Below are 18,589 nucleotides of genomic sequence, written 5' to 3' on the forward strand. Positions count from 1 at the left end.
TTTATGCCCCAACTTTCGACGATGGCGGCATATTGACGCTTCGGGTGCTGGCGGGGCTCTCGGCCCGACACGTTAACTGGAAACGAATGGATCCGACATCTAGCCCGACGCGTTAATGGGAATCCGACATCGCGAACCAGAACCTACACCGGAGAACGCTCGCACGAGAAATGGGTACGCAACCCCGATACTCGCGAGAGCGGTGAACACCAGAGCTGTGATCACCTGTGCCGGAACGTCATTGGTGGCGGTATCGATGGTTTCCGCCCCGGACACTGCCGGCGCCGCATTCTTGGGATCGACTGCCACGGACACCAAAGACACACCGAGAGCCTTGCCAGGTGCCGGCGAAGCGATGCTCGCATCCACGCCGGAACATGCGGTTCGGTTCCGGGCTTCGGACGTGATCGCCCGAGGTGATCATGAGAAGCACGATGACGGCCATAGGTGCGGAGACGGCGAGCAGGCCGAGCGCGAGAGGTATGGACTGTCCGATCGCAGCGAGCAAGGGATGCCTCCGAATGGCGGACGAAATGCGACAAATCAGACTCATGTCGATAGCGCGGCTTCGGCGGCGTCGGCACCGAGTCGGCGGTGGTCACCGAACGTCTGCTCCATCCCTTCAGCCACGCCTTCAGGTCGTCGATGGTCGAACTCGAGCGGCCCCTGTCACCGCACCCTCGAACAGTCCCAGTACCGCGCGCATCGGCGGAACCGAATCGAGCGCCGCGACGAAATGGATCTCGGTCCTTCCCGGAAACCGAAGCACACCTCGACTCCAGACTCCGGATCAGCGTCTGAGCACAGTTCGTGTCGCCACCGCTCTCCCGTGCATTCGCGCCACCCGTGACAGGCCGCGACCGAAACGACGCGCGAGACTCGTAAAACGAGTGAGCGGCATCCCGTTCGCCTAGTCTCAGCCACGGTAATGCTGCTCGAGAGAAAGTCGGTCGATTGTCGATGAGCGAGAATTCCAGGCCGCCCGCCCCCTCCGTTCTGCGGACGCCACGCTTCTGGCTGGCACCGGTGATCGTGGTGACGCTGTTGATGTCCGCACTCGCCGCGCTGTACATGGGCGGCATACTCGACCCGAAGAAAAACCTGGACCACTTCCCGATCGCCCTGGTCAATCAGGACGAAGGCGATACCGTCCCCGGCAGCACTCCACCCGAACGCAAGAACTTCGGCAACGACATAGCAGCTGCCATCGACAACGGAGTAGATCACCAGAAGATCGATCTCCAACAGATCGGCATCGCCGAAGCTCAATCGAAACTCGACTCCGGGACGCTGTACGGGGCAATAGTCATACCCAGCGATTTCTCCAAGCGAACCACCATTCTGGCGCAGGCAAGTGTGGTTCCCGGAGAGGTCGAACAACCGATCATCACCATTTACACCAATCCTCGGGCCGGTACCGTCTCGGCGTCACTGGTCCAATCCATCGGCACCACGGCCTTGGAAGCGGTCAACAAGAACATGGGCGAGCAACTCACGGCGCTCGTGACCCAACAGTTGGAAGCCGGCGGTGCGGGCACCCAGATGTCCGGAGCGAGTCGACTCCTCCTCGAGAACCCGGTGAACGTGCTCGTCGTGGCACACAACCCGCTTCCCGACGGCACCGGATTCGGCTTGGCTGCTTTCTACTTCGCACTCTTGCTGGTACTCGCCGGATTCACCGGAGCGACCGTCGTCAACACCTTGGTGGACGGCATGCTCGGATATGCGCCCACCGAAGTGGGTCCGTTGTACGTGCAGAACGACGTGGCCGGGCTGACGAGGTTCCACACTCTCCTCGTGAAGTGGGCGTTCATGATCGTGCTCGCCGGAATCGTCTCCGCGTTGTTCCAATGGATAAGTCGTGCACTCGGTCTGCCGGTGACACACGGACTTGCCTTGTGGGAGTACAGCACACTGGTCATCGCCGCCGTCGGAATCACGGCGATGTCGGTGATGGCGGCCTTCGGCTCGGTCGGCATGCTCGTCAATCTGTTCATCTTCGTGATCCTCGCGCTGCCGTCGTCAGGTGGAACCATCCCCCTCGAGGCGAGCCCCCGCCTGTATGCGTGGTTGGCACAGTTCGAGCCCATGCATCAGATCTACATGGGATGCCGGGCGATCCTGTTTTTCGACGCACGAAGCGACTCGGGCCTGCTCCACGCCGTCGTGATGACGTTGGCAGGTCTGCTGATCGGTCTGATACTCGGCTTCGTGGTCACACGTTTCTACGACCGCAAGGGTTTCGATCGCACTCACCGGCCCAAGGGTGCCTGATCCTGAAGGAAATCGTCGAGTATCCGGTTCAGCCGGCCTGCCGGCACCATCGGCAGGCTGTGATGTGAACTGTTCGGCACGGTGACCACCTGAGCGTGTGGAATCGATTCGTGCACGACGTCGGCGACTGCGTCGACGTCGTGCACGCGAGACTGCTCGGCGAGAACGACGAGTGTCTGCGCTCTCAGGGTGGTGAGTTGCGCCGCCGAAGGCCGCGGCGGCACTACCAGTTTCCGTCTCGTCGAGGCACCGAGTTCGAGCAGTGTGAACCAATCCTCGTCGAGTGCGCGAGAATCGGCTTCCCACGTCACCAACCGACGCTGCCGTGCGGGTGTCGGTGCGAGGAGAAGCGGCACCGCGCGCAGCAGGTAGCCGAATTTCATTCCGGCGAAGCATGCAGTGGGATCGAGCAGAATCAGAGTCCGCACTCGGTCCGGGTTCGCGACGGCGTAGGCGAGCGCGATCTTCGCGCCGTACGAATGCGCCAGCACGTCGATCTTCTCCGAACCGGTGTAGTGGACGAGAGATCCGACCCACTCGACGAGATCGGCCAGGGATCTCATCCGTTCGGATCCCGGAACGCTACGCCCGGCATCACCGAGGATGTCGACGGCGCACACTCGGTGGGACTTCGACAACGTCGCCACGTTGTCGAACCACACTGTCGAGGTTGCGCCGCCACCGGGCAGCAGCAGAATCGGCGGCGCGTCGGTCGCGCCGCACACGTTGAGATGCGTCGTCCCGAACCGGCCGTCGATGTCGACCCCGGCAGTTGCCGCCGGCCACTTGGCCAGAACCTTCTCGTACCTGTCGTCGAAGTCCGACACGATCATCCCCCCATTTCTCTCGTTTATCGAGATATTAGACAATCAAGTAAACAAGTGGAAGAGGTGAGCACAGTGACCGAGAGTGCCGGAATATCGGTGGTCCATGCTCTGCGCGCACTGACCGTGGACTTGAATATGTTCGCCGCGGAATTCGCCAGAAAGCACTCGTTCAACGTCACCGACGTTCGGGCGTTGATCTGTCTACTGGATGCGCAGCGCTCGAACACTCCGGCGACCCCGGGCTGGTTGGGCGCGCAGCTCGCGATCAACTCGGCGTCCGTCACCGCACTGATCGACCGGATGACGCGGGCTGGTCACGTCCGGCGAGAACGTGACGTCGTCGACCGCCGACGCATCCTCCTGCACCTCACGCCCGCTGCGGTGACTCTGGGTGAGAATTTCTTCGGGCCACTGATCGCGCGCGTCGTCGACACAGCCGACACCTTCACATCAGGCGAGCAGCAGACGATCCGCAGGTTCGTCACGGCGATACGCGACGACGTTGCAGCGGTACGCGAAAGCTCCTCCGATGAGTAACGCCACGATTCTCTCGGCGGGCGAGCGGGCACTGTTGATCGAGGTCTCCTCCCCCGCTGACGTATTCGACCTCACCGACGCTCTGGCACGGCGAACGCCGGCCGGTGTCGAGGATTTCCTGCCTGCAGCTCGAACCGTTCTGGTGACATGCACCGCCACAGCAGACCTCGCGGAAGTCCGCAGAGCCTTGCTCGAACTGGCTCGGCATCGCAACCGAACGACGACACCACCCGACGACGCGCTCACGGTGACGATCCCCGTTCACTACGACGGCCCAGACCTCGACGACGTTGCTCGAATCCTGGGCATGACTCGTGCAGAGACGATCTCGTTGCACACCGGCAATAGATGGCGCTGTGCATTCATCGGTTTCGCTCCGGGTTTCGCCTACCTGACGCCAGACGATCGTCCGATGGACGTCCCTCGTCGAAGACAGTCACGCACTGCGGTTCCGGCCGGCTCCGTAGCGGTGGCAGGCGGATACAGCGCCGTGTATCCGCGAGCGTCACCGGGCGGTTGGCACGTCGTCGGCACCACCGATCTCTCGATGTGGGACCTCGACGCCGAACCGCCTGCCACCGTTCAGCCCGGTACGGCTGTGCGCTTCGTGGACGCGACGACGCTGTGACGGGGCTTCGGACGGTGCATACCGGTCCGCTGAGTCTCGTTCAGGATCTGGGCCGGATCGGCCATCTGCGATCGGGGGTCGGGGTGTCCGGTGCGGCGGACACCAGTGCGTTGCGGTTGGCGAACCGGCTCGTCGGCAATCCTGACAGCGCTGCGGGCATCGAAGTGTTGATGGGCGGATTGGAAATCGTCGCGGAAAGATCTGTCACCATGTCGGTGACCGGAGCGCCCGCACAGGCATATCTCGACTCGACGCCGGTGGGCCACGCGAGCGTGATCCACGTGCGCCCCGGCCAGACCGTTCGACTCGGGTACGCACCGATCGGAGTTCGTGTCTACGTCGCGGCACGCGGCGGTATCGCAGTGCCCGAGATACTCGGATCACGCAGCACCGATACGCTTTCCGGTATCGGTCCACCGCCACTGCGACCGGGAGATCTACTTCCGATCGGGCCGGCCCCCGCACACTACTCGGCTGTCGACCTGGCACCCGTGCCACCCGTGCCAGGCGGGACGCTCGACATCACGGTGCTGTTCGGACCTCGCGAGCGATACTTCGTCGACCCGGATGTCCTGACGCGCGGCGAATGGATCGTGTCTGCGGAATCCGATCGGGTCGGAATCCGACTCGACCGGTCCGGCAGCGAGCAGCCTCTTCGGCGCACGGATCAACGCGAACTACCGACCGAAGGGATGGTCGTCGGCTCGATCCAGGTACCCCCCAGCGGTCAACCGGTGGTGTTCCTGGCCGATCATCCCATTACCGGCGGCTACCCGGTGATCGGCGTCGTCACCGCCGCAGACGTGAACCGTCTCGCCCAGGCACGCCCTGGTCAGCACCTGCGATTTGTCCGCGGCGTCCGTTCGTGACGGACCCACCGGGCAGACTGAGATCGTGAGAGTTGTCCTGGTTCCCGGTGCTACGACGTCCACGGGTGCCTTGACGGCAACCGTACTGCGCACCGACGGCGACGGAACCCTTCTCGCCGAACCCGTCGAACACCCCGACCTGACGGCTGCTGTGACCGCGATCGAGGCTGTCGAGCATCCTCGCTGGGTGTGGCCGAGTACCGCGTCGACGTATCCGATGCTTCTTCGAGCCGGAGTTCGGGTCCGGCGCTGCCACGACATCTCCCTCACCCGCGCGATCCTCGGGATGCGTGCCGGCCGTCCGACTCCTCCGGCCGAGGAGTTCGACGACGATCGGCTCGGGCTCTTCGACACGGCACCCGTCCTCGATCCCCGCTCAGTTCTGGCCGAGTTCGCCGCGCAGCGCAACATCATCGGCGGCGATCGCCGTCTGGACCTGCTCGTCGCCGCCGAATCCGCCGGGGCGCTGAGTGCAGCAGAAATGACGCACACCGGGCTGCCGTTCTCGACGCAGAAGCATCGAACTCTGCTCGAGGACCGTCTCGGGCCTCGCCCCACCGGATACGACGTACCGCCGCGCATGCAGGAACTGGCCGCACAGATCAGTGACGTGTTCGGGCGCACCGTCAATCCGTCGTCGTCCGCCGAGATCACCGAGGCATTCGGGCGGCAGGGAATCGATCTGCCGTCGACCCGTAAGTGGTTTCTGCAGGAACTCGATCATCCGGCAGTACCGCTGTTGCTGCGTCACCGCGAACTCGCCAAGCTCTACAGCACCAACGGTTGGCAGTGGATGGACAGTTGGGTGCGCGGGAACAGGTTCCGTCCCGTCTACGTACCCGGCGGTGTCGTCTCCGGCCGATGGGCCAGTCGCGGCGGCGGCGCGCTGCAGATTCCGAAGACGATGCGATCGAGCGTCGTCGCCGATCCCGGTCACCACTTCGTCGTCGCCGACGCCGGGCAACTCGAACCGCGAATTCTGGCGGCGATGTCGGGTGATCGCCGCATGATGGCCGCCGCAGGTGACGACGACCTGTACGCCCTGGTCGGCGCCGACGCTTTCGGCGGTGACCGCGCCAAGGCCAAGGTGGCCGTTCTCGGAGTGCTGTACGGGGCCACGGCAGGCGAAGCTCGCGCATTACTCACCTTGCTACGCAAGAGATTTCCGGTGGCCGTGGACTTCGTCGAGAAAGCCGCCAGGGCAGGTGAGCGGGGCGAGGTGGTCCACTCGCTGCTCGGACGGGCCTGCCCCCCACCGTCGCCGAACTTCTACTCTCACGGTGACGCCCATGCTCGTGGCCGGTTCACCCGTAACTTCGTCGTGCAGGCGACTGCATCGGAATGGGCGCTGTCACTTCTGGCTGATCTACGCCTTCGACTCTCCGACGACCCGGACGGTGAACTGGTGTTCTTCCAACACGACGAGGTGGTCGTGCACACTCGAAATCCTTCGACGGGAGCCGCCCACGTCCTCGCCGCTGCGGCGACCGCCACCCGCTTGCTGTTCGGAGATACCGTCGTCAGATTTCCCATGGACATCGGTATCCGCGACTGTTATGCGGAGCAATCTCAACCGGCCTGAAGGCTTCCACCGCGCAGGTATCGCGTGTTCTACTGGACGACGTCGCTTTGTTGGTGCTGGTCGAGTGCGTTCGAGGAGAACCATGACCAAGCTGGACACAACTGACGCAGAACCGAACGACACCGGGGCGCTCCGACGCCACCGTGTGCCGATCTTCACCGTGATCGCGCTGGCGATCGTCGCCTTCTTCGCGGGAGGTTTCGGCGGTTCGTTCCAGGGCAAGCTGTCCGAGGTCCAGAAGAACGACAACGCCTCGTATCTTCCGAGTTCGGCGGAATCCACGATCGTCGGAAACGAGTCCGCGAAGTTCCTCTCGGTCGAGACCATTCCCGGTTTCATTGTGTTCCATCGAGATTCGTCGTTGACCGATACCGACAAGTCCGCGATCGACGCTGCCCACCAGGCCATTGCAGGCATCTCCGGTGTCGATACCGACGCGATGGCGCCTACGCAGTTCTCCGACGACGGCACCACGGCGTCGATTTTCGTGCCACTGATCGCGAAAACCGGCGGAACCACCGTCACCGGCGACGTACTGGCCACCACCGAGCAGAACGTCATCGACGCCGCGAAGGCCGCGGCGGGAGACGTCGAAGTGCTTCCGGCCGGGCCCGGCGGACTCCTGGTCGCGTTCATCGATGCATTCGCCGGACTGGACGGCGCTCTGCTCGGGGCGGCGTTGCTGGTCGTGATCCTCATTCTGCTGATCGTCTACCGCTCGCCCGTGCTGTGGTTCTTCCCGCTGTTCTCCGCCCTTCTCGCCATCGGTCTGTCCTCGATGGTGATCTACTACCTGGCCAAAGCCGACGTACTGACCCTGACCGGACAATCCCAGGGCATTCTGTTCGTCCTGGTGATCGGCGCGGGAACCGACTACGCGCTTCTGCTGATCTCTCGATATCGCGAGGAATTACACGCCTGCCCCAGTCGGTTCGACGCGATGGCCAAAGCGTGGCGTGAGTCGGCGCCCGCGATCACCGCGTCGGCGGTCACCGTGATCCTCGGCCTGCTGTGCTTGACGTTTTCAGAACTCAACTCCAACAAGAGTTTGGGGCCGGTCGCCGCCATCGGAATCGCCTGCACCTACCTGGTGATGATGACATTCATGCCCGTGGCTTTGGCGGCCACCGGACGCTGGGTGTTCTGGCCACGCAAGCCCACGGTCGACCAAGCGGCAGACCTCGCGACACACGGGATGTGGGGCAAGATCGCCGCCACCGCGGGCAACAAGGATCGCCCGTTCTGGATCGGCGCCACAGTTGTGCTGATCGCGCTGTTCGCCGCCGGAATCGGCAGCCTCCACACCGATGGGCTCACTTCCACCCAGAGTTTCACCAATCGACCCGATGCCGTTGTCGGGCAAGAACTCTACGATTCGAAGTTCGATCCGGGAGCGGGCGCACCCGCCGTCATCACCACCAACGCCGACCAAGCAGATGCCGTCATCGCCGCCGTCGCCGCCGTCGACGGCGTCTCACGCGACGCAGGCAGCGTGTGTATCCAGGCGGATATCGCCAAGGTCGCCGGCCTGATCAAGTCGAACCCCGCTACCGCAGCACAGATCGCCGCCGGCGGTTGTGTGCCCGCCACACTGACCGTTGCACCCATCGACGGCCGTACGGTGATCAACGCGAACCTTGCCGACTCGTACGATTCACCGCAGGCGCTCGCCACCGTCGAACGACTGCGGGCCGCCGTCCACGACGTTTCCGGTGCCGACGCCTTGGTCGGGGGCAGCACCGCCACCACCGTCGACGTTCACGCCGCTTCCGTGCGGGATCGCAATCTGATCATCCCGATCGTGCTGGTGGTCATCTTCCTCGTGCTGGCAGCTCTCCTGCGAGCGCTGCTGATACCGGTAATCCTCATCGTCACCGTCGTACTGTCCTTCGCGGCAACTCTCGGTGTCAGTGGATTCTTCTTCACCCACGTCTTCGGCTTCGCCGGCGCAGATCAGTCGTTCCCGCTGTTCGCCTTCGTATTCCTGGTGGCACTGGGCATCGACTACAACATCTTCCTGATGACGCGCGTGCGGGAGGAGACTCTCGCATTCGGCACCCGCACCGGTGTCCTACGTGGACTTGCCGTCACCGGCGGCGTCATCACGTCGGCCGGAATCGTTCTGGCGGCCACGTTCTCGGTACTCGGCATTCTCCCGCTCGTTTTCCTCGCCGAGGTGGGCTTCGCCGTCGCATTCGGGGTTCTCCTCGACACGATCATCGTCCGAAGCATCTTGGTGCCGGCCCTCTCACACGACATCGGCAAGCTCATCTGGTGGCCGTCGAAGCTCGCCCGGCGAACCGACTGACTACTTACAGAAATGCTTCCGAGGTCCACAGGTGGAACAGTGCATAGGCCCGCCACGGACTCCACCGCTCCGCCACCGCCGCAGCTTCCCTGCCCGACGACACCCCGAGCGCACGTTTGAGCACCAGATCGTCCGGCACGAACGCATCACGATCACCGAGAACGCGAACCGTGAGATAGTCGGCTGTCCACGGTCCGATTCCCTTCAATGCCAGCAGATCCCGACGAAACTGCACGGGGTCGCCGTCCCAGGACAGATCGAGGCCGTCGACGGCGGCAGTAGCCAAGGTATGCACCGTCTGCGCCCGAGCATTGGTCAACCCGACAGACTTTCGAATGACGTCGGGTGTCTGAGCGGCCACCACAGAAGGCGTCGGGAAAGCTCGGAACTCGTCATCCACCGGTTCACCGAAGGCACCCACGAAACGAGAGCCGAACGTTCTGGCAGCACCGAGCGAAACCTGCTGGCCCAGAACGGTCAGGATTGCCGCTTCGAATCCGTCCACCGACCCGAGTACCCGCAAGCCGGGGCGCGCTGCGACCATCGGCGAAAGCACCGCATCGGATCCGAGGAATCGGTCGATGATCGAATGATTGGCATCCAGATCCAGCCACCGCCGCACGATAGTGACGAGTTCGGCCGAATCTCGTTCGGCAATATCCCCCGTCACCACGACGTGATCGTCGTCCCACGACACGGACACGACAGTAGGGCCCGAGGACAGCGGAATCACCCTGGTGTGTACGCCGTCGTCGTGCCGCTCGAGACCGGACACACAATGCGCGCGTAACGCGCTCACCAACGGTTCGAGCGCGTACGGCGGGGAAAAGGGGACTTTCACCGAATTCACCTGCCGGATTCCAGATTCAGCAGGACAGCCTTGAGTTCGGGTCCGCCTGCGTACTGACCGAGACTACCGTCGCTGCGCACCACACGATGGCACGGAACAACCACCGGCAGAGGATTCTTCGCGCAGGCAGTTCCTACCGCCCGCACCGCCCTCGGGCTTCCCGACGCGGCGGCAACCACCGCATAGCTCGCGGTACTGCCGTATTCGATCTCCGGGAGATGACGCAACACCTCTCGGCGAAATCCCGTGGCCAGCTGAAAATCCAAATCCAGATCAAAAGCCTTTCGCGTCCCGGCAAAATACTCGTCGAGTTCCCGCGCTACCGGATCGAGCCGTTTCGGGTAGCGCAGCACGCGGGGACTGACAGTGGACGAGAGCCGATCCAGGACCAGATCGTGCCCCTCGACGGCAAAAGCCACTCGCACCAGACCGGCACCGGTAGCGGCCAGCAGCAGTTCCCCCAGCGGAGAATCGACGGTCCGGTAGGCCACGTCGATCAGGTTCGCCTCCGCAGCATCCCTCGCCAACCTCGACCGTAGACGCGCGAGCGCGTCGGTGTCGACGACGGGAAGCGCGTCGAAAACGTCGGTTTCGGTACTCACAGGTGACTCCCTTCGGGGAAGGCGTTGGGCAGATATGTTTTTCGGAGTGCGGCGATTCCGTCGGCACCGGCCCGCCTGGCTGCGGCCGGAGTATTGCCCAGGATCTCGGCGACAGCGGCATAGGGCAACCCGCCGAGAAAGTGGTAGGCGACCGCCGATCGCTGCTTGAACGGCAACTTTTCCAACGCATCCCACAATTCGTGATCCCAGGCACCAGGCACACCCAACCCTGACGGTGCGTCCGGCACCACGTCCGTCGGTACCGCGCTGCGGCCACGTACCCGCGTGATGTCGATCGCCTTGCGATGGGCAATGGTCACCAACCAGGCCTCGACGTTGGCGTCGTCGTCCAGTGCCGGATACGCACGCATTGCCGCGATGAACGTCTCGGACCACGCGTCGTCGGCCTCCGCCGGACCGACCACTGCTCGGCAGACCCGAAGAACGACCGCGCCGTGCTCGGCGACGACGTCTTCGAACGGCTTCAGAGTCACAGCACGTAGACGCGTCGTACGCGCATTGTGTGAGCAGCACTCATCAGAACAGGACTTCCGAGACCCCGCCGTGTTCACGATCGAGCAGGAAGCGTTTCCGTTCCAACCCACCGGCAAATCCGGTGAGGCTTCCGTCGCTGCCGATCACCCGATGACAGGGAACGATGATGCTGATCGGATTCTTTCCGTTTGCCGCAGCAACAGCCCGAATAGCCAAAGGATTGCCCAACTGCTCGGCCAACTCCAGATATGTCCACGTCTGCCCGTACGGAATGGTCCGTAAACCCGCCCAGACTCGCTGCTGGAACTCCGTTCCGACAGGCGCCAACGACAGCGAGAACTCCGTCCGTTCGCCGTCGAAGTACTCGGTCAACTGCTCCTGGACGTCACCGAACATCGAGTCCGATCGCGCACCAAACGTAGATTCGTCCGGTTTGTGACGATGCTCTGCCATGTACAGTCCGCACAGGCCACTACCTGTTGCTACCAGCGTCAACGGTCCGATCGGCGAGTCGATCACAGTGTGGGTACGGGTATCGGGCATTCCTCGATCCTTCCAGGTTCGGTGGCGCCGCGAGTTGCGAGCGAATCCGATATTCGCGCGGGCACCGATACTTCGAAGACGACACGCAGCACCCGGATGTGAGATTCGCGCGCACTTCTGCGTCACATCAGGCAGGATCGGGTGATGGCCTTAGTTTTGCCGGGACCCTCGACTGTGGTCCGTTCCGTCGGTGATGTCGTGCACTGGTCGCTGTCCGCGGTCGCGTTCGCCGTCACGTTGCCGACTCGACTCGAGGCCTTGCTCTTCGACATCGAGCGTCTGGTGGCTCGCATCAGTCAGATCGCCGAGAACGCCGACCGCGTGATAGTCGGCGCTGCGTCGGTGACGGTTCGGGCCGAGACGTTGATCGAAGCCGTCGAACAAACGTCGGATATCGCTGATCAGCTCCTCGAAATCTACGAGCCGATCGCCATGAGCCTGGCACCGCTCGCCGCCAAGTTCGCCGACGAGCTCAGCGAAGACGAGGTGCGCGCCGCGATCAGGCTCGTCGATCAGCTCCCGGAGCTGACCGATCGAGTGATCGGGCTGCTACCGATTCTGTCGACCCTGGACTCCGTCTCTCCCGAGATTCACGAACTCCTCGGAGTGGTCAAGGACTTGAAACAGGTCATCGTCGGGGTTCCCGGCTTCCACTTCTTCCGCCGACGCGGCGAGGCGAAGCAGGACTGATCGGACCCGGTTTCTGTCAGGCGCTGTGCCCGCCGGTACCCGTCAAGCGCTGTACCGGCGGTACCCGTCAAGCGCTGTACCGGCGGTACCCGTCAGGCGCTGTACCCGCTGGTGCCGGCTCGATTGACGACCACTTTGGAGATGACCGACCTGGCGGACAGGCGCAGTAGTCCGTCGACCACCTCGACGATGTCGTCCACCTTGATCATCGATTCGGGACTGATCACATCGTGCGTCCACGCCGACATGTCGGTGTCCACGTATCCGGGCGCTACGGCGGTTGCACTGATCCCGTTGCCTGACTCTTCGGCATTGAGGGTCTCCACTATCGAAATCAGGGCGGCCTTGGTCGCGCCGTACACGGCAAGGCCGCCCTCGGCGAATACGCCGGTCATCGACGACAGAGCGATCACCTTGGCGCCGCCGGCGGGGTCCGCCTTCACAGCGGCATGCAGCAGTGGCAGGGATGCCTGCAGGAGAGTGAACGGGGTGCGCAGATTGACGGCGACCGTCTTGTCGAACCGGCGCATCGGGAAATCGGCGATGGCGCCGCTGGTTCCGACTCCGGCGTTGAGGATCAACGCACGCATCGCGCCGTAGTGCTCGCCGTGTGCGGCGGCGAGCCGTACCGCGAATTCCTCGTCGGCCATGTCCCCCGCAGCGACCACGACGTCGGGAGCGCCTGCCGCACGCAGATCCTCGGCAACCATCTCGAGTCGTTCCGCATCGCGAGCGGTGACAGTCAGTCCGTATCCCTGAGCGGCCAGTCGGGTGGCGATCCCCAGACCGATGCCTTTTGACGCACCGGTGACCAGAGCTGATCTACTCATTCGAAATCGCCGTTCAACGCGCGCAGCCCGGCCGAGACAAGTTCGGGGACAGCAGATCCGGCAGTATCGAAACCGGCACCGATCGTGGCACCGGCACGGTAGCGGTGATCGATACCCTGCGACACCACGGCAAGTTTGAAGAATCCGAGCGCCATGTAGAAATTCCAGTGCGCGAGTTCTCGACCGGAAACTGTCGAATACCGTTGTGCTAGTTCAGAAGCAGACGGCAGCAGGGAACTGGTCCACGCCGCGGGCTCGCCGAGCACACGATCCAACGACGGATGTCGATACACACACATCATCGCGATGTCGGCCAACGGGTCACCGAGAGTCGACATCTCCCAGTCGACGACGGCCGCAACCTTGGTGACGTCCAGTGAATCGAGGATGGTGTTGTCGATCCGGAAGTCGCCGTGCACGATCGACGAATCCGACCGAGCCGGAACAAGCTCCGACAGTGCTGCCGCCAGAGTATCGACGTCGGCGCTGTCCTCGATCTTGACCCTCGACCATTGCCCGGCCCACAGCTTCACCTGTCTGGCGACATAGCCGTCGGGCCGACCGAGCTCTCCGAGACCCACCGCGGTGTAATCGATCTCGTGCAGCGCCGCGAGTGCGGCCACCAGATTGTCCGCGCACCGATCGATCTGTTCGGCCGAAAGCGGTTCGAGGTCTGCTTTGTTGCGGATGACCTGTCCGTCGACGAATTCCACCACGGTGAAGGAGGCACCCGTCACCGCAGCGTCCTCGCAGAGCGCCACGGTGCGGGCAACCGGCACCGCAGTGTCCTGCAACGCCGAGGTGATCCGGAACTCGCGAGCCACGTCGTGCGCCGACGGGGTGAGCCCGGCGGTCGGTGGTCGGCGCAGAATCCACTTCGACTCCTCGTCGAAGATGCCGTACGTCAGATTCGACTTACCACCCGAGATCAGCTCTGCGCGTAGATCACCGGAAACGGGGACACCGGAGTCGAGCAGATACCGTTGCAGCGACGGGAGATCGAGGCCGGGGAATTCACTCATTTGGCCGACTCCTTCGCTGCCCGCTTCGCCGCACCGACGACACGCTTGGCGATGGCCCAGCGGTGCACCTCTGACGGTCCGTCGTACACCCGGAAGGGGCGCACCTCGCGGGACAGACGTGCCAACGGCAGATCGCCGGAGACACCCATGCCGCCGCACATCTGAATGGACCGGTCGACGATGGCGAAGATGGCCTCGGCAGCGTACGTCTTGGCGATGGAAGTGGAATTGCCCGCGTGGCCGCCCTGGTCGAGTTCCCAGCAGGCCTGGATCAGGAGTGCGCGCGTGGCGGCAATGTCGATCTCGTTGTCCGCGATCATCTTCTGGATCATGCCGAGATCGCCGAGTTTGGAACCGAAACCCTCGCGTTCGGCGACCCGCGCCACCGCGACGTCGTGGCCGCGTCGTGCGGCGCCGAGCCAGCGCATCACGTGCGTCATGCGGGCGGGGCCCAGGCGAACCTGTGCGTAGGAGAATCCCTGGTCCACCTCACCGAGGACCGCCTCGTCCGGTACGACGAGATCCTCGAAATCGACCTCGCAGTGGCCGCCGATCATGGACTTGTCGAGAGTGTCGATGTGTCTACCGACGTTCAGGCCCTTCGTCTGCGCTGGAGCGAGGAACATGGTGGCACCGCCGCGGTGACCCGGTTCGCCCGACGTGCGCGCCATGATGATGAAGAAACCGGCACCCTCGGCTCCGGTGATGAACCATTTCTTACCGTTGATCTTCCAGCCGCCGGGCACTTTCTCCGCGCGGGTGTTCAGTGCCGACGGGTCCGATCCCGCACCGGGGGCCGGTTCCGTCATCGCGAAGGCAGATCGCACGTCACCGCGAGCGAGCGGGGCGAGGAACTGCTCCTTCTGCGCCGCATTGGCCACGTGGGCGAGCATGTGGACATTGCCCTCGTCGGGAGCGGCGATGTTCAATGCAGTCGGCCCGAAAAGCGAGTAGCCGGCCTCTTCGAAAACCGGGGCCCGGTCGCTCATGTTCAGTCCGTGTCCGCCGTACTCGATCGGCGCGTGCGGTGCGAAGACTCCGGCAGCCTTGGCAGCGGCCTGCATCTCGATGCGAAGGTGGTCGCCGCCTGCGACGGCGATATCGCCTGCGCTCTCGTCCTCGATGGGAAGAACGATGTCGCGCGTGAAGTCGCGCGTCTTTTCGACAAGCGACACCACCTCGGGCGCATACGTCAGATCGATTGCCACCAGACACCTCCGAGAGACCAGATACACGACCGAGCGAACGATCGGTCAATGCACTCTGGCACATCTCGGCCGCCGAGGTCAACAGCGTGCACGCAGGTCAGTCGCCGAGAGTGGCCATCTGCTGGTCGAAGCGCCCGGCTACGACCATGTCCCGATACAGCTCGTCACCGCCCATCAACTCGTCGTGTGTACCGATGTTCCGAATTTGCCCATCCTCCATGACAACTATCGAATCGGCGTGCCGCACCGTCGACAGCCGGTGCGCGATGGTGACCACCGCGCCGGTGCGCGCGCGCTCGTTGACAGCACTCACGATCGCCGCTTCGGTGAGCGTGTCCACCTGGGCGGTTGCCTCGTCGAGCAGAAGCAGCGCCGACGGGCGCAGCACAGCACGCGCCATAGCGATGCGCTGCCGCTGACCACCCGACAGTGACGTGGCGGTGAGCGGTGTTTCCAGTCCGTTCGGCAATGCGTCGATCACCTCGTCCAACCGAAGCAACCGCAGCACCGCCCGCACCTCCTCGTCCGTCGCGTCGGGATGGCTGAAAACGACGTTCTCGCGGATCGTCCCCGGTACCACCGGCGTCTCCTGCTCCACGTACGCCAAACTTTCGCGGACGACCCGATGATCGAGTGCGTCGTACCGGACCCCACGCAGGAGCACCTCGCCGGATTGTGGTTCGACGAATCGGAGCACCGTCGAGAGCAACGTGGTCTTCCCCGCTCCCGATGGCCCTACTATCGCCATGTGCCCCCGCGCCGGAATGATCAGCGAGACATCGTGGAGCGCCGGATCACGTGATCCGTGATAGGTGACCGTGACGTCTTTCAACTCGATCAACGCGGTGTCGGAGCCGGCGCTGCCAACCGATACGGGCACGGTCGAGGTCGTTCGCTGCTCGATCTCCATCGACTGCATTTCGCGAATTCGGATGGCCGCGGCGATACCCGACTGCACAGATGTCACGTTCTGAGCGAGTTCGGAGACCGGGCCCATCAACGTGAACGCGTAAAGCAGGAACGCGATCAGCGTGGACACCTCCATCGCGCCGTCCGCTACCCGCCAGGCCCCGAACCCGAGGATGGCAATGATGGCGCCCTGAATAGCCGTCCATGCAACGGTCCACGCCGTCGCCGAGACCCGCACCGCCGTGATCGCATGTTTCCTGGCATCAGCGGCGTTGGCCGTGACCTGCCCGCCGACGCGATCTTCCGCCAGCGACACCTTCACGGTACGAATGGCCCTCAGACCACCTTCGAGCACGCCGCCGAGTCGGCCGAGCGATTCCTGGGTCCGGGCTTCCGCTGCGGAAATACGTGGCATCAGCAGTGCGAACAGAATCCCGGCGAGCACGATCGACACCATCGTCACACCCAACAACGACACGTCGAGCACACCCATGAGAATGATCGTTCCCACCGTCAGTGCGGCAGCGTTGAGAATATTCACCGCAGCCGACGACGCAGCCTCCCGAAGTAGCAACGTATCCGAGGTGACGCGGGTAACCAGCTCCCCGACCGACCTGCGCTGCAACGAGGGAACTGTTGCCGCCAGAAACCGCCGCACCAGCGAAGAACGAGCGTCGTAGACAACCCTCTCGGCCGCCGTACCCAGCACGATCCACTGCGCACATCCGAAAATCGCGCCGACGACCAACAGGACCAGGAGCGTCAGGATCGGGCCCTGCAACGAGGCGCCGGTATCGAGTGTGTCCAGTACCCATTTGGTCACCATCGGAGTTGCCAGGGTAGCTGCGGATCCGCACAACGCCAGGATCAATCCGAGCACGAGCGAGCGTAGGTGCGGCCGAGCGAAGTCCGCCAGGACCCGAAGATTGCTCCACTTCAACGAGGGCTTCGACGTGTCGGTTGCTGGTTCGTCACTTGCGAGCATGAAATTATGGAACAGGAATGTTCCATAAAGGGCAAGAACATTCCGATCGAGAACTGATTGATACCTCAACCAGGCAGGGCTACGCTACGGATTTGTGACAACGATCCACCGAGTACTTCAACAGCGCTCACCCGAACCCAGCGCGACCCGAGAACGCACACGCAAGGCAATCCTCGGAGCCGCCGTCTCCGTGCTCGCCCGCCAGCCTGCCGCAACGCTCGCCGATATCGCAGCGGCAGCGAAAGTAGGGCGAACCACCCTGCACCGCTACTTTCCCGAGCGCTCGGATCTGGTCGCCGCGGTCTCCACCGAGGCGGCCCACGCGGTCCGACGCGCTGCGACGGCAGCACGACTGAACCAGGGCACGGGAGCCGAGGCGCTGACCCGGCTCTGCCACGAGTACTTCGAACTCGCCGACCTGCTGACGGTCCTGTTCTTCACTCCCGGTGTGTACCAGGAAGATTCCTTCGCCGAAGCCGCCGCCGACTACCGTGCCGTCAACGACGCCATCGAGCGCGGCCACCTCGACGGCACCGTTGACCCCGCGATGAGCTCCGACTGGGTCCACAACCTGCTGTGGTCACTCATGTACACGTCCATCGACTACGTCAACCGCGGAGCAGGCACCCGTCTACAGGCATTGGAGCTGACCCTGCGCAGCCTCCGACGCTCGATCACCCCGGACCCGATGCCATAGCCCCCACCGTCACTCCCCCACCCGCTTCGCCCCCACCATCACTCCCCCACACCCGCTTCGCCCCCACCATCACTCCCCCACCCGCTTCGCCCCCACCATGCGCCGGGCGATCGCCAGATACCTGGCCACCAACTCGTCCGGCGAGAGCTCCCCGTCCGGGCGATACCAGACGGCTACCGCTACACACATGGTCACCACGGCGCGGCTGGCATCCTCCGGGTGGCCCGCCTCGAAAGCACCCGAGTCGATTCCCGCGAGCACGATCCGATCGACCTGCGCCTGCTGCTCGTCCCGCTGTGCAACATAACCGGCGCGACTCGCCGGTTCCATACTGCGAATCTCCGACGATGCGACGAAGGACTGCTCGCGCCGAAACATGTGAAACCGCAACAGTGATTCGATCACCGCATCGAAACGGTCCGACGGGTCGTCGCCGGCCTCCGACTCCGCTGCACGGCAGCGCTCGAGTAGCTCGTCCATCACCACGGTGGTCAAGCCGACCAGCAATGCCTGCTTGGACGGGTAGTGGTGGTAGAGGCCCGGTACGGACAGACCCGAACGCGCCGCGACGTCTCTGATCGACGTACCGTGATATCCCTGCTCGACGAACGCCGCCAGTGCCGCGGCCAGCGGCTTCGGTAGACCCAGATCTTCGTAGTGGCGCCAGGATCCGTTCGGCGAAGGTTCGATCGTCATACCGTTACCGTAGATCGCTTGCGCCGCCGCCGAAAAC

At 63.7% G+C, this 18,589-nt stretch carries 19 protein-coding genes; 8 read left to right on the plus strand and 11 right to left on the minus strand.

Annotation, left to right across the window (positions count from 1 at the left end; genetic code table 11):
• Nucleotides 1–99: 99 nt before the first annotated feature.
• Nucleotides 100–369 carry a hypothetical protein gene (locus ABH922_RS20150; protein WP_424808598.1) on the minus strand — a complete coding sequence of 90 codons (270 nt, stop codon included), beginning with the start codon at nt 367–369 and terminating at the stop codon, nt 100–102.
• Nucleotides 370–960: 591 nt separating this feature from the next.
• Here ABH922_RS20150 and ABH922_RS20155 point away from each other — a divergent pair.
• The gene (locus ABH922_RS20155) at nt 961–2,274 is read left to right on the plus strand and encodes a YhgE/Pip domain-containing protein (protein WP_424808599.1); all 1,314 of its coding nucleotides are present in this window, start codon (nt 961–963) and stop codon (nt 2,272–2,274) included.
• Here ABH922_RS20155 and ABH922_RS20160 read toward each other — a convergent pair.
• A complete protein-coding gene (locus ABH922_RS20160) occupies nt 2,253–3,107 on the minus strand; it encodes an alpha/beta fold hydrolase (RefSeq protein WP_424808600.1) in 855 nt (284 codons plus the stop codon). The genes ABH922_RS20155 and ABH922_RS20160 overlap by 22 nt on opposite strands.
• 66 nt (nt 3,108–3,173) lie before the next feature.
• Between ABH922_RS20160 and ABH922_RS20165 the strand changes: the two genes are divergently transcribed.
• The 5 genes from ABH922_RS20165 to ABH922_RS20185 all read left to right on the plus strand — a co-directional run bounded on the left by ABH922_RS20165 (nt 3,174) and on the right by ABH922_RS20185 (nt 9,025).
• Entirely contained in the window at nt 3,174–3,638 is a 465-nt protein-coding gene (locus ABH922_RS20165) for a MarR family transcriptional regulator (RefSeq protein WP_424808601.1), read from the plus strand.
• Entirely contained in the window at nt 3,631–4,266 is a 636-nt protein-coding gene (locus ABH922_RS20170; protein ID WP_424808602.1) for a 5-oxoprolinase subunit B family protein, read from the plus strand. The genes ABH922_RS20165 and ABH922_RS20170 overlap by 8 nt, the downstream gene beginning before the upstream one ends.
• Nucleotides 4,263–5,135 carry a biotin-dependent carboxyltransferase family protein gene (locus ABH922_RS20175; RefSeq protein WP_424808603.1) on the plus strand — a complete coding sequence of 291 codons (873 nt, stop codon included), beginning with the start codon at nt 4,263–4,265 and terminating at the stop codon, nt 5,133–5,135. Before ABH922_RS20170 ends, ABH922_RS20175 begins: the two co-directional genes overlap by 4 nt.
• 25 nt (nt 5,136–5,160) lie before the next feature.
• Entirely contained in the window at nt 5,161–6,717 is a 1,557-nt protein-coding gene (locus ABH922_RS20180) for a bifunctional 3'-5' exonuclease/DNA polymerase (RefSeq protein ID WP_424808604.1), read from the plus strand.
• An 82-nt stretch (nt 6,718–6,799) separates the two neighbouring features.
• Entirely contained in the window at nt 6,800–9,025 is a 2,226-nt protein-coding gene (locus ABH922_RS20185) for an MMPL family transporter (protein ID WP_424808605.1), read from the plus strand.
• A gap of 4 nt (nt 9,026–9,029) precedes the next feature.
• Here the strand turns inward: ABH922_RS20185 and ABH922_RS20190 are convergent, their stop codons facing one another.
• The 4 genes from ABH922_RS20190 to ABH922_RS20205 form a co-directional block, all read right to left on the minus strand.
• Nucleotides 9,030–9,866, minus strand: a complete 837-nt coding sequence (locus ABH922_RS20190) for a DNA-3-methyladenine glycosylase family protein (protein ID WP_424808606.1) — start codon at nt 9,864–9,866, stop codon at nt 9,030–9,032.
• A gap of 5 nt (nt 9,867–9,871) precedes the next feature.
• Nucleotides 9,872–10,402 carry a methylated-DNA--[protein]-cysteine S-methyltransferase gene (locus ABH922_RS20195; protein WP_424809737.1) on the minus strand — a complete coding sequence of 177 codons (531 nt, stop codon included), beginning with the start codon at nt 10,400–10,402 and terminating at the stop codon, nt 9,872–9,874.
• 71 nt (nt 10,403–10,473) lie between these two features.
• The gene (locus ABH922_RS20200; RefSeq protein ID WP_424808607.1) at nt 10,474–10,971 is read right to left on the minus strand and encodes an RNA polymerase sigma factor; all 498 of its coding nucleotides are present in this window, start codon (nt 10,969–10,971) and stop codon (nt 10,474–10,476) included.
• A gap of 43 nt (nt 10,972–11,014) precedes the next feature.
• A complete protein-coding gene (locus ABH922_RS20205; RefSeq protein ID WP_424808608.1) occupies nt 11,015–11,515 on the minus strand; it encodes a methylated-DNA--[protein]-cysteine S-methyltransferase in 501 nt (166 codons plus the stop codon).
• Nucleotides 11,516–11,659: 144 nt separating this feature from the next.
• Here ABH922_RS20205 and ABH922_RS20210 point away from each other — a divergent pair, with 144 nt between their 5' ends.
• Nucleotides 11,660–12,205 (plus strand): ribulose 1,5-bisphosphate carboxylase large subunit, encoded by a 546-nt coding sequence (locus ABH922_RS20210; RefSeq protein WP_424808609.1) that lies wholly within the window; start codon nt 11,660–11,662, stop codon nt 12,203–12,205.
• Between the two features lie 92 nt (nt 12,206–12,297).
• Here ABH922_RS20210 and ABH922_RS20215 read toward each other — a convergent pair whose 3' ends face one another.
• From ABH922_RS20215 to ABH922_RS20230, 4 genes are all read right to left on the minus strand, one after another.
• On the minus strand, nt 12,298–13,035 hold the full coding sequence (locus tag ABH922_RS20215) for an SDR family NAD(P)-dependent oxidoreductase (RefSeq protein ID WP_424808610.1): 738 nt from the start codon (nt 13,033–13,035) through the stop codon (nt 12,298–12,300).
• On the minus strand, nt 13,032–14,057 hold the full coding sequence (locus ABH922_RS20220; RefSeq protein ID WP_424808611.1) for a phosphotransferase family protein: 1,026 nt from the start codon (nt 14,055–14,057) through the stop codon (nt 13,032–13,034). The genes ABH922_RS20215 and ABH922_RS20220 overlap by 4 nt, the downstream gene beginning before the upstream one ends.
• Complete coding sequence (locus tag ABH922_RS20225) at nt 14,054–15,265, minus strand: acyl-CoA dehydrogenase family protein (protein ID WP_424808612.1); 1,212 nt, start codon at nt 15,263–15,265, stop codon at nt 14,054–14,056. The genes ABH922_RS20220 and ABH922_RS20225 overlap by 4 nt, the downstream gene beginning before the upstream one ends.
• 97 nt (nt 15,266–15,362) lie before the next feature.
• Nucleotides 15,363–17,159 (minus strand): ABC transporter ATP-binding protein, encoded by a 1,797-nt coding sequence (locus ABH922_RS20230; RefSeq protein WP_424808613.1) that lies wholly within the window; start codon nt 17,157–17,159, stop codon nt 15,363–15,365.
• Nucleotides 17,160–17,253: 94 nt separating this feature from the next.
• Between ABH922_RS20230 and ABH922_RS20235 the strand changes: the two genes are divergently transcribed.
• Nucleotides 17,254–17,856 carry a TetR/AcrR family transcriptional regulator gene (locus tag ABH922_RS20235; RefSeq protein WP_424808614.1) on the plus strand — a complete coding sequence of 201 codons (603 nt, stop codon included), beginning with the start codon at nt 17,254–17,256 and terminating at the stop codon, nt 17,854–17,856.
• 69 nt (nt 17,857–17,925) lie between these two features.
• On the opposite strand, the gene ABH922_RS20240 is transcribed toward ABH922_RS20235, so the two are convergent.
• Nucleotides 17,926–18,552 (minus strand): TetR/AcrR family transcriptional regulator, encoded by a 627-nt coding sequence (locus ABH922_RS20240; RefSeq protein ID WP_424809738.1) that lies wholly within the window; start codon nt 18,550–18,552, stop codon nt 17,926–17,928.
• Between the last annotated feature and the right edge of the window lie 37 nt (nt 18,553–18,589).

Source organism: Rhodococcus sp. 27YEA15 (assembly GCF_049739425.1).
In the GTDB taxonomy this organism is placed as follows: Bacteria; Actinomycetota; Actinomycetes; order Mycobacteriales; family Mycobacteriaceae; genus Rhodococcus_F.